Annotated in this window: 6 protein-coding genes and 1 pseudogene; 5 read left to right on the top strand and 2 right to left on the bottom strand. The window is 62.0% G+C overall.

The genetic code is table 11. From position 1 onward, the window contains the following. Positions 1 to 24 precede the first annotated feature (24 nt). Together GFU70_RS29090 and GFU70_RS29085 are read left to right on the top strand one after the other, a co-directional pair. A pseudogene (locus tag GFU70_RS29090) lies at positions 25 to 1,179 on the top strand (FIST signal transduction protein); the annotation flags it as partial. Positions 1,180 to 1,374: 195 nt separating this feature from the next. Further along, positions 1,375 to 2,052 (top strand): methyl-accepting chemotaxis protein, encoded by a 678-nt coding sequence (locus GFU70_RS29085; protein WP_371916742.1) that lies wholly within the window; start codon positions 1,375 to 1,377, stop codon positions 2,050 to 2,052. Positions 2,053 to 2,105: 53 nt separating this feature from the next. On the opposite strand, the gene GFU70_RS11585 is transcribed toward GFU70_RS29085, so the two are convergent. Then, on the bottom strand, positions 2,106 to 3,527 hold the full coding sequence (locus GFU70_RS11585; protein ID WP_153388066.1) for a diaminobutyrate--2-oxoglutarate transaminase: 1,422 nt from the start codon (positions 3,525 to 3,527) through the stop codon (positions 2,106 to 2,108). 108 nt (positions 3,528 to 3,635) lie between these two features. Then, the gene (locus GFU70_RS11580) at positions 3,636 to 5,696 is read right to left on the bottom strand and encodes a TonB-dependent receptor (protein WP_116642461.1); all 2,061 of its coding nucleotides are present in this window, start codon (positions 5,694 to 5,696) and stop codon (positions 3,636 to 3,638) included. 248 nt (positions 5,697 to 5,944) lie between these two features. Here GFU70_RS11580 and GFU70_RS11575 point away from each other — a divergent pair, with 248 nt between their 5' ends. The 3 genes from GFU70_RS11575 to GFU70_RS11565 are packed head-to-tail and all read left to right on the top strand — an operon-like array spanning position 5,945 to position 11,422. Beyond that, the gene (locus GFU70_RS11575) at positions 5,945 to 6,922 is read left to right on the top strand and encodes a TauD/TfdA family dioxygenase (protein ID WP_081264403.1); all 978 of its coding nucleotides are present in this window, start codon (positions 5,945 to 5,947) and stop codon (positions 6,920 to 6,922) included. 7 nt (positions 6,923 to 6,929) lie between these two features. After that, the gene (locus tag GFU70_RS11570) at positions 6,930 to 10,358 is read left to right on the top strand and encodes a condensation domain-containing protein (RefSeq protein WP_153388065.1); all 3,429 of its coding nucleotides are present in this window, start codon (positions 6,930 to 6,932) and stop codon (positions 10,356 to 10,358) included. A 17-nt stretch (positions 10,359 to 10,375) separates the two neighbouring features. Further along, positions 10,376 to 11,422 (top strand): TauD/TfdA family dioxygenase, encoded by a 1,047-nt coding sequence (locus GFU70_RS11565; RefSeq protein ID WP_153388064.1) that lies wholly within the window; start codon positions 10,376 to 10,378, stop codon positions 11,420 to 11,422. Positions 11,423 to 11,434 lie beyond the last annotated feature (12 nt).

Raw genomic sequence — 11,434 nt, 5'->3', positions numbered from 1 at the left:
CGTCGCGCTCAACCGAGTCCAGCCATGAACCTACTGAACCTCTTCAACACAGCCCAAGCCCGCACTCAAGGGGCTGTCAGCGTGGCCTGCACCTCTGCTGAACTGGACCAGGCGCTGGCCGACGTACGTATCACCCCAGTGTTGATCACCGGGTTCGTCTCCCCGCACCTGGACATCGACCAGATCGCCGCCAAGGTCAAGAAGCGCTTCGCCCACAGCGCCATCAGCCTGTGCACGACGTCGGGTGAGTTGTGCAACGGCGCGAACACGCTGTATTGCCAGACCGGCGAGACCTGGGACCGGGTGGTGCTGCAGCTGTTTGACGCCAGTGTGATTGTGTCGGCCGAGGTAGTGATGGTGCCGCTGGAGTGCGAGGACATTCGCGGTGGCGGCAAGCGCTTGGCCATGCGTGAGCGAATCAGCCGGTTGGTGAATAACATCAAGCAGGCGCAAGTGAGCACGCCCATTGACCATCGCGATACCTTGGCCTACGTGGTGTTCGACGGTCTTTCGGCTTCCGAGTCATTCTTTATGGAGGCGCTCTATGAGTCGGGACGGTTTCCCTGCCTGTTCGTCGGCGGCTCGGCCGGTGGCAAGGCGGACTTCAAAAAGACCCTCATCAGTGATGGGCAGCGCAGTTATCAGAACCACGCGCAGATTGTCTTTCTGAAAACCGCGGCGGATGTGCGCTTCGGAGTGTTCAAGAGTCAGAACTTCCAACCGGCTGGGCTGACGTTCAGCGTGCTGACCGCGTCGGTCGAGGACCGCACCATCGACCAGGTCATCGACAGCCGGGGGAACATCAAGAGCATGGTCCAGGCGCTGTGCGATGCATTCGAATGCAGTGCCCAGGCGCTGGAAAAGAAGCTGGCCGATTATTCATTCGCCATTCGCGTGGGCGATGAACTGTTCGTGCGCTCCATTGCCCGTATCGACTATCAGCAGCAGATCATCCAGTTGTTCTGCGACGTGGCGCCCGGCGAAGAGCTGGTGATGGTCAAGCGCACGCCCCTTCGCGAGGCGACCCGACTCGACTACGAGAAATTCCTCAAGGGCAAAGGCGGCCGCCCGGTGGCCGCTATTCTCAACGACTGCATCCTGCGCCGGCTCAACAACAGCAGCGACCTGGGCAGCATGGCCGGTATTTTCGGGGACGTGCCTCTGGCCGGCTTCTCGACGTTTGGTGAAATCCTCGGTTTGAACCTTAACCAGACACTCACGGCGATTTTCTTCTTCAGAGTCACCAAGGGCGCCCGTTTTGTCGATGAGTACGTCGACAACTTCATCGCTCACTACGGCGAGTTCAAGGCGTTTTTCCTGCGCCGCCAGATCAAGAAATTGGCGGGCCTGAACCATGTCGTGGTCAAGCAGATCATGGCGTTCAAGATGAATGACTTCAGCAGCGCCTTGGACACGCGCGGCCTGGACAACACAATCCTGCCGGTGTTTGACGGCCTGACAGACCTGGGTCAGGTATTGGCCCAGGCCAGCCAGCAGCAAGCGCTGATGGCGACGCAAATCAAGCACTACTCTGGCGAACTGCACTTGTCGATGGATGACCTGACGGGCACGATCGATCGGCAAAACAGCGTCGCCGAACAGGCCGGCACGACCGTCGAACAGCTTGCCACCCAAGCGGGCGAAGCGGTGGTCGGCGCCCGTGCGCTCGCCAGTTCGAGCTTGCGTATTCAGTCGATCGTACAGGTCATCCAGCAAATCGCCGGACAGACCAACCTGTTGGCCCTTAACGCGGCCATCGAAGCAGCCCGCGCCGGTGAGATGGGCAGAGGGTTTGCGGTGGTGGCTGATGAGGTGCGCAAGCTCGCGGAAATCACCCGCAAGAATGCTGCGGAAATCGGCGTGGACATTGACCTGCTCTCGACGGAGATCCAAGGCGTCGCCCAACAGATCGAAGACCAGTCCGTCGCCGTCAGCGCCCTGCGCGAGATGCTCGATGCCCTGGAAGACTCGAGCCGCACCACCGAAGGCACGGCACAACGCACGAAGGCTATCGCGGACACCTTGACCGGGCTGACTCACGCCAGTGCTTGAGTAGCTGTCACAGGGTTTGGTGTTGTGTCCGGATGCGGTCCGGACCTGGATGATCAGCCTGCGGGGCGCTCGTTGATTGTGCTCGCGGCCTGGAACAGGATTTTTGCGACGAAATCGATTTCCTGTTCGGTGATGATCAGCGGCGGCAGGAAGCGCACGGTTGCGCCGTGGCGTCCGCCCAGTTCAACGATCAAGCCGTGCTTCAGGCAAGCCTGCTGGAACGCCTTGGCCCGGGCCGTGTCCACGGGAGGATGGCCCTGTACGTCTGGGGTGCCTTGCGGGTCGACGATTTCCATGCCGAGCATCAGGCCGCGCCCACGCACATCGCCGATCCAGGCGAACTCGTTTTGCAGCGCCTGCAATTGTTTTTGCAGGTGGGCGCCCACCGTTTCGGCGTGCTGGACCAGACCTTGATCGCGGATAAAACGCAAGGTCGCGGTACCCGCCGCCATCGCCAGTTGATTGCCGCGGAACGTGCCGGCGTGGGCACCCGGCTGCCAGACGTCCAGCGACTCGTGGTAGACCATCACCGACAACGGCAACCCGCCACCGATGGCTTTGGACAGGGTGATGACATCCGGCGTGATGCCCGATTGCTCGAAGCCGAACATCCGTCCACTGCGGGCAATGCCGCACTGGATCTCGTCGACGATCAGCGCAATGCCGTGGGCCTGGGTCAACCGGCGCAACTCCTGCAGCCAGCGGTCCGGCGCGGCAATCACCCCGCCCTCGCCCTGGATCGGCTCCAGGATCATTGCCGCCGGTGCGGTCACCCCGCTTTCCGGGTCGTTGAGCAAGTGCTCGAGGTAGCGCACGTTCAACGTGACCGCCTGATCGCCGGCCACCCCGAACGGGCAACGATAATCGTGGGGGAACGGCAGGCGCTGCACGCCTGGCATCAACGCGCCGAGGGCATTCTTCGGCGACAGGTTGCCGCTGATGGCCAGGGTGCCCAGGGTCATGCCGTGATAGGCCCCTTCGAACGCCAGGACCGAATGCCGTCCGGTCGCGGTACGGGTCAGCTTGAGGGCGGCTTCCACCGCATCGGCCCCGCTCGGGCCGCAGAACTGGATGCGTGCATGGCGAGCGAACTCGCTGGGCAGGCAAGCGAAAATCTCTTGGACGAAGGCGTCCTTTACAGGTGTCATGAGGTCCAGGGTATGCATCGGCACACCAGCCGCCATGACCTGGGTGATGGCTTCGATGATCACCGGATGGTTGTGCCCCAACGCCAGGGTCCCGGCACCGGCCAGGCAATCGACGAACACTTGCCCCCGGCTGTCCTGCACATAAATGCCATGGGCCCTTTCAAGCACCAGGGGAATGCGTCGCGGGTAACTGCGGGCGTTGGATTCCTGCTGTTGCTGACGTTCCAGCAGCGGTGTCGAATCGAGGCAGTAAGGATTCGACAGACCGGTGTGCAACAGGCGTAGCTGTTGCGCGCCACCCGCTGTGGCATTCGAAAAAGCACTCATGATTTCCTCCATGGAGGCTGGGTTTGGAAGGGAACGAACAGCCTGGAAACAAACATCCGAAACGTTGCAGGACAGACGCGGGGAGATTGCCTCCCCGCGCCCGTGGGTTTACATGTCGTAGCGCAGGATCATCCCCACCGTGCGCGGTGCGCCGACGTCGATGATGTCGTCGCTGCGGTTGTTGGTGACGTATTCCTTGTCGAACGCGTTCTTCACATAAGCTGACACCGCGACGTTCTTGGTGACTTTGTACTCGGTGTTGAAGTTCACCAGCACGTAGTTGTCGCTGCGGCGCTCGCCGGTGACCTTGCCGTTGGCATCGAACTCATATTCCGACGGTGCGGTGCTCTGGTAGATAACGTCAGTACCGAACATCAGGCGATCGTCGAAGCGATACACACCGCCCACGGACACCTTGTATTTAGGCGAACCAATAAACGCTTCGCCGCTCATGTCCTGGCCGGTACCGGTGACAAAGTCCTTGTATTTGCTATCGGTAATGGCGCCACCGACGTTCAAGGTCAATTGTTCGGAGATGTCTTTTTCTACGAAGACTTCCAGGCCCTTGATGTCGCTGCGACCGGCGTTGTAGATGTCAATGACGGAGCTACCGCTCTGCCGCAGGCCGACCTGCTGGTCTTTCCAATCGGTGTAGTACAGGTTGGCGCGGGTACGCAGGGTCTTGTCGAAGAACGAACCGCGGTAGGACAGCTCGTAGTTTGTGGTGTATTCCGGGTCGTAGGCCTGGTGACCGCTACCGGAGCGCAGGTTGACACCGCCACCGCGATAGCCCTTCTGCACCATGAAACCGAGGTACTGGTCCGTTGCCAATTCGTAGTCGATGCCGAGTTTCGGCAGTACGGCATCAAACGACTTGCTGACTTTGGCCGGCTCGGAGAAATCATCCTGCTCGACGTCGGTGTCGTTCGTCTCGTGGTCATAACGCAGGCCGGTGATCAAAGTCCAGCGCGGTGCGAACGTCCAGTTGACTTCACCGAACACCGCCTTGTTCTCGATGGTGGTATCGCCCTTGACCGTGCCGAACAGCGCGCCATCGAACAACAATCGGTCATGGAAGTCGTTGGTGTTACGCCCATAGTAGGCACCGACGAAACTCTTGACGGTGTCGGACGCGTAATTCAAACGCAGCTCCTGACTGAACAGGTTGCCATCCTGTTTACGCAAAACGACTTGGTCGTCCACGGCTGTCTGGTCAAAGTCAAGACGGTTGCTGTAGTCCGTACTGGTATTGGCCGTCATGCTCGTCAGCGACCAGGCATCGTTCAGGCGGTAGTCCACCTTGGCGCTGAGGGTGTCCTGCTTGAGATTGTCGAAGGCCTTGGTGTTGGACGAAATGTCGTAGTAGCTCGGCTTGCCATTGACGCGCATGGTCGAGCGGTCGCCCTGACGATGCTCACTGTGGGCGTAGGTCAGCAGGACATCGGTGTCGTCATTGGGCAGGATCAGCAACTTGCCACGGGTGTTGCTGGTGCGACGCGGGTTGGCATCTTCATTGAGCGTGGTATTGCGGATGTAGCCGTCACCTTCGCCATAGTCCACGGCGATACGCCCGGCGATCTTGTCATCCACGATCGAGCCACCGCCCGCCACGGCTGCCCCGCGCTCGCCGTAGTTACCTACGTTGGTTTGCGCCGAAAAGCTCGGTTCGAACGTTGGGTTCTTGGTCCGGATAACCACCGCACCGGCCAGGGAGTTGCGACCCTGGGTGGTGGATTGCGGACCCAGGAGTACTTCGATCTGCTCGGCATCCCAGAGCGGAACCGGGCTGAGGGTCAGCGCGCGGTTGGGCTGCACGGCACCGTCGACATACACCGACACCGCCCCGTTGAGGGTCGCCGGGCCCTGGTCGTCAAAACCGGACACCGGCACACCCCGGATACCCCATGTCTCATTACCCGCCTGGGTATAGACGCCGGGCGTGCGGGCAAATACATCCACCAGGTCCTTGTCGCCGTGTTCACGCAGGTTCTTGTCGGTGACCACCACCACGCTGGACTGGGTCTTTTCGAGGGTACGGTCGATCTTCTCACCGGTTACGGTGATTGGAGCGATCTCCATCTTGCCGGCTTCTTCGGCCGCCCAAGCACCGTTGCTCAGGCCGATGGCCGACCCTACAGCCAACGCAATTGTGTTCTTTTTGAAATTCACGCCCCGCTCCCCTGCGACAGATATTTTTAGGTGTTTTGAGCTGGCCGAAGGCTGTTTTGCGCCAGCGGAGCGGAGTCTAATCCAAAAAAAAATTTAAATAAATAGTATTGATAATCTATCTCATTTGTACCTAGTATGGCGTCTTGTATTGCCTTACATACATTACAGACGAGTCCTACATCGCTGACCGCTGCCCTGCTTTCATGGTCTTGTGACTGGTCGAAGAAGACAAAAGAGGATGCACAAGGATGACCTCAATCGAACACCTGAACGGGCGTTCCGAGCTTTTTTCAATGGCGCCCACGGATGCAAGCGCCCAGTCGCTACCCGTGCTGGTGCAGGGGACATCGGGGCAGTCGATCCACGATCTGGACGCTTCGATTCGCGACAGCCTGGCCCATGCCCTGACTACGGTTGGCGGCGTGTTGTTTCGCGGTTTCACCGTCGCCACGCCCATCGATTTCAAGCGCTTCGCTGCCAGCTTCGGTGCGCCGCTGGCCAGTTACGAATTCGGCTCCACGCCACGCAGCAAGGTCTTCGCCGGGGTCTATAGCTCCACCGAGTACCCGGCCCATCAGTTCATTCCATTGCACAACGAACAGGCCTATACCCGTCCCTGGCCTTCGCGCATCTGGTTTCACTGCATCAAGGCCAGTGAGACCGGCGGCGAGACCCCGATTGCCGACAGCCGCCTGATTTACCAGCGCATGCCTGCCGAGATTCGCGAGCTGTTCGCCAGCCGTGAGTTGCTCTACGTGCGCAACTACAGCGGCGCACTGGACCTGCCCTGGGAGAAAGTCTTCAACACCCAGGACCGCGCCCAGGTCGAACGCTACTGCCAGGACAACGACATCGAGTGGGAATGGAAAGCCGATGGCGACCTTCGCACCCGCCAGCGTTGCGCCGCCGTGCAGCAGCATCCCGAGACTGGTGAGTGGGTCTGGTTCAACCAGGCGCACCTGTTCCATGTCTCGGCCATCGAACCGAACGTACGCGCCAGCCTGCTGGCGGCGGTGGGTGAAGAGAACCTGCCGCGCCATGTCTATTTCGGCGACGGCTCGCCGATTGCCGACGACATGCTCGACACCGTGCGCGAGGTCTACCGCGAGACTGCCATCAGTTTCCCCTGGCAGCCCGGCGACATCCTGATGCTCGATAACCGACTGGTGGCACACGGTCGCAATCCTTTCACCGGTGACCGCAAAGTCATCGTGGCCATGGCGTGAATTGCACATGTTTTCATTCGAACACTGGATCGACGTGCTGGAAGCCAACGCCCAGCACTTCCCTCAGCGCGCGGCCCTGCATTTTCTGCCGGACGGCGTAGAGATCGGCGAAACCCTGACCTTTGCCCAACTGCACGCCCAATCCCAAGCCCTGGCGGCTGCGCTGCAAGCGCGTTATGCCCCGGGTGATCGAGTGCTGTTGATGCTGCCCAGCAGCCTCGACTACGCCCGCGCCTTCTGTGCCTGCCTGTATGCGGGGCTGATTGCCGTGCCGTTGTTTCCGCCACCGTCGCGCAAGCCGCGCCACCTCGATCGCGTCCGCAACGTGGTGGTGGATGCCGAACCGGCGCTGATTCTCGCACCGGCAGATTATTGCGAAGGTTTGCTGGAACTGGTGGAGGGTCGCGTCGATGTGCTGACCGTCCAGCACCTGGGCACGCCACCGGCCAGCCAATGGCAACGCCCGGCCATCGACGGTTCGACCGTGGCCTTCCTGCAATACACCTCGGGCTCTACCGGCTCGCCAAAAGGCGTTGAGGTGCGTCAACGCAACCTGATCGCCAACGTCGAACTGATGCGCCAGGCCTACGCGTTCGACGAGCACGGCGCCATGGTCAATTGGCTGCCGCTGTACCACGACATGGGCCTGATCGGCGGTCTACTGGCCCCGCTCTACAGCGGCATGCCGTGCTACCTGATGGCGTCCCAGACCTTCGTCAATGCGCCGTCGACCTGGTTGCAGGCGCTGAGCCGCTACCGCGCCACCGCCAGTTTCGCCCCCAACTTCGCCTATGCCCTGTGCAACCGCGTGGTCAGCGACAATCTGATCGCGCAGCTCGACCTGAGCGCCTGGAAATACGCGATCAACGGCGCCGAACCAATCCACCCCGGCACTCTGGAAGCCTTCGCCCAGCGCTTTGCCGCATGTGGCCTGAACCCGTTGGCCATCAGCCCCGGGTATGGCCAGGCCGAAGCGACCCTGTGCGTCAGCGCCACGCCGGCCGATGCGCTGCCAGTGGTGTTGCGCCTGGACAAGACCGTGCTGGAGACCGGTCGCGTGGCCCTGGCGACGGCCGATGCCGCCGCCGTGGAATTCGTCGCCTGCGGTTACCCGCAAGCCTTGCACAGCATCGCCATCGTCGACCCGCACACCTTCGAACGCTGCGCCGCCGACCGCATCGGCGAAGTCTGGCTCAAGGGCCCGAGCAACGCCGAAGCCTATTGGAAGAACCCCGAGGCCACTCGCGAAGCCTTTGAAGCACGGATAGTCGGTTCAGCGGAGCACTACCTGCGCTCCGGCGACCTGGGCTTCATGCATGAAGGCCAGGTAGTGATCTGTGGACGGCTCAAGGACCTGCTGATTCTCAACGGACGCAACCTCTACCCCCACGACATCGAATTCGCCATCACCGACGCCGAGCCAGGCATCCGCACCGGCCGCATTGCCGCCTTCTCGGAAATGGACCCGGCCCTGGGCCGCGAGAAACTGGTGATCGTCGCCGAGCCGCAGCGCAAGTTCGTCGACCCGGCGCATCATCTGGCGCTGTTTGCGTCGATGCAAAACGCCGTGCGCGAAGCCGCCGACTGCGGCATCGACCAGATTGTCCTGGTGCAAGCCGGCACCATCCCGATGACCACCAGCGGCAAGATCGCCCGCCAAGGCGCACGCAAACAGCTGGCCGCCGGCACATTGAGCATCATCGCCCAGAGCGGTGGGCAGCATGCCTCGAATGGCGAGACCCTTGACCTTGTCCAGTTCAAGCGCCTGGTGGCCGAAACGCCGCAACAGGCCCAAGTCGCCTGCCGCCAATGGCTGGAACAGACGCTGCACGCGGTCAACCCGTATGTGTGCGCCCACTTCGAACGCAGCCTGATCGGCCAGGGCCTGGACTCCATCGGCGTGGCCGACTTCGCTGCGCGCCTGCAGCGGGACCTGGGCTGGAACCTCGAGACCCAGGACTTGTTCGGGGAAACCACCCTGGGGCAATGGGTGCTGGCCCTGCAAGGTTTCCTGAATGAACCAGCTCCCACGGCCGAAGCCTCGACCGAGCAGGCCAACCTCAACCAGGGCCATCAGTCGTTCGCCCAGCGTCGCCTGTGGTTCCTGCGTCAACTGAACCCGGACGACACCCGCCACAACCTGGTGCTGCACCTGCGCTTGCAAGGACCGCTGGACATCGAGACGCTGGCCCTGCGCTTGAACACGCTGGTCGAGCGCCATGGCGTGTTGCGCACGGTGTACCGCGACGGTGTCGATGGCCCGCAACAACAGGTGTTGCCGGCCACGGCGGTAGCGCTGACCCATCACGATTTGCGTGAACAGAATGAAGCGCAGCAACAGCAGGCGCTGAGCGAGCACCTGGCCCACGAACACGCCAGCCCTGTCGATTTGCAAGCCGGCCCGTTGCTGCGAGCGCAGTTGCTTAGCCGACATGAGCAACAGCATGACCTGCTGCTGACCCTGCACCACATCGCCTTCGACGGGCGTTCGGCGCAAGTGCTGCTGGCGGAGCTGGCTGGTTCGACGGACGTAGGGCTGCCGGGGCAATACCTCGATTTCGCCCAATGGGAAGCCCGGTACTGGAGCGAACAGCGGATCGCCACCGAGCAGGACTTCTGGCGCACACACCTGGCCGGCATGCCGCAAACATTGGAACTCGGTGGCAGCGGCCAGGCCCCGGGCGAACACAGCCTGGACTTCAGCGTGCCCCAGGCCCGCTGCGAACGGCTGGCAGCACTGGCCCGCGAGCAAGGCATGACCTTGTTCATGCTGTTGCTGGCCAGCTACCAACTGGTGCTCAAGCAACTGGGCGGCCAGCAGCAATTTCTGTTGGGCACTGACGTCAGCGGCCGGCCACTGGCCGAGCACAACGACGTCATCGGTTTCTTCGTCAACCAGTTGACCCTGCGTTGCGACTTGCGTGGCGAACCGACCCTGGCCGGTTTCCTTGAGCGGGTTCGCGATGAAGCGCGCCAGGCCTATGCCCATCAAGGCCTGCCTTTCGACCTGGTGGTCTCGGCCCTCGCGCCGCAACGCCGCCCCGGTCACTCGCCACTGTTCCAGGTCAAGCTCAACTATCAACCGTCACGGGTGACCCCGACCGCCATCGCCGGTGCGCAGCTGTCCGCGCTGGACGTGGCCCAGGCACCGGGAGATTTCCACCTGGTGCTCGATCTCGTGCACGGCAGCGAAGGCCTCGCCGCGACCCTCAAGTATCGCGGCGAATACTTCGACCAGCAGCGCGCCCTGCGCCTGCAACACCTGTGGACGGGCCTGCTGGACCAGCTACACACCCTGTTGGACGAGCCGCTGCCGGCATTGGCCGAGCGCATCGACAACTGGGACCAGGCCTTTGCCCGTGAGCGACAACAGTCACAGGCGCTGGCCGGTCGCAGCCAGATGATGCAAGCCAAACGTCGCTCCTTGTCCCTTTAACCGAGTCGGATGCCGTTATGTCTATCGTGCCCCCATCGCCACGCGCCCTCGGCGCCGTGCGTCGCAAAGCCATGAACGTCTCGGAACAACAGTTGGTCACCGAGCGCCTGCTCAGCCCGGACCACGCCCTGCCCCTGGTGATCGAGCCGGCGGTCAGCGGCGTCGACCTGATCGCCTGGGCCACCCGGGAACGCGAGTCGCTGGAAAAGAAACTGCTGGAGTACGGTGCCCTGCTGTTTCGCGGCTTCAACGTCGCGTCCGTCGAGCAGTTCGACCAAGTGATCGCCGCCCTCTCCCCCGGCGCTCTGGAATACATGTTCCGCGCCTCGCCCCGGACACGGGTCGGCGGCAACATCTACACCTCGACCGACTACCCGGCCGACCAGATGATTTTCCCCCACAACGAGCACTCCTACTCGCCGCGCTTTCCACTGCGGCTGTTCTTCTATTGCCAACTGCCGTCCGAGACCGGTGGTGAAACACCGATTGGCTCGACCCGCGCCGTGAAGGCCAGGATCAGCCCGCAGATCGAAGCGCGATTCCGGGAAAAAGGCGTGCTGTACGTGCGCAACTACGGCGACGGTTTCGGCCTGCCGTGGCAGACCGTGTTCCAGTCCGAAGACCGTCGCGAAGTGGAGGCCTACTGCGCCAGCGTCGGCATCGAAGTGGAATGGAAAGACAACAATCGCCTGCGCACCCGCCAACGCGGGCCGGCGGTGGTGCGCCACCCGCGCACCGGCGAAGAGGTCTGGTTCAACCACGCCACGTTCTTCCACATCAGCACCCTGCCGGGGCGAATCCGCGATTCGCTGCAAAGCAACTTCAACGACCTCGACCTGCCCACCAATACCTTTTATGGCGATGGCGAACCGATCGAGACACACGTATTGCAATCGCTGCGTGCGGCCTACCTCGATTCGCTGGTGCGGTTCAGTTGGCAACAAGGGGACGTGTTGTTCATCGACAACATGCTCGCCGTGCACGGTCGCGAACCCTTTACCGGCAAGCGCGCCATCATGACCGGCATGGCTGAAGCCCTGCTGTCGAGCGACGTTGCCGTCTGACATTCAACGGGT

Source organism: Pseudomonas brassicacearum (assembly GCF_009601685.2).
Lineage (GTDB): Bacteria > Pseudomonadota > Gammaproteobacteria > Pseudomonadales > Pseudomonadaceae > Aquipseudomonas > Aquipseudomonas kilonensis_B.
This window is presented reverse-complemented; position numbering and strand designations above follow the sequence as displayed.

Bases quoted from the DNA above. Each gene is read 5' to 3' on its own strand.
- GFU70_RS11565 (WP_153388064.1), top strand. From the start codon at position 10,376: ATGTCTATCGTGCCCCCATCGCCACGCGCCCTCGGCGCCGTGCGTCGC.
- GFU70_RS11585 (WP_153388066.1), bottom strand. From the start codon at position 3,527: ATGAGTGCTTTTTCGAATGCCACAGCGGGTGGCGCGCAACAGCTACGC.
- GFU70_RS29085 (WP_371916742.1), top strand. From the start codon at position 1,375: ATGGCGTTCAAGATGAATGACTTCAGCAGCGCCTTGGACACGCGCGGC.
- GFU70_RS11570 (WP_153388065.1), top strand. From the start codon at position 6,930: ATGTTTTCATTCGAACACTGGATCGACGTGCTGGAAGCCAACGCCCAG.
- GFU70_RS11575 (WP_081264403.1), top strand. From the start codon at position 5,945: ATGACCTCAATCGAACACCTGAACGGGCGTTCCGAGCTTTTTTCAATG.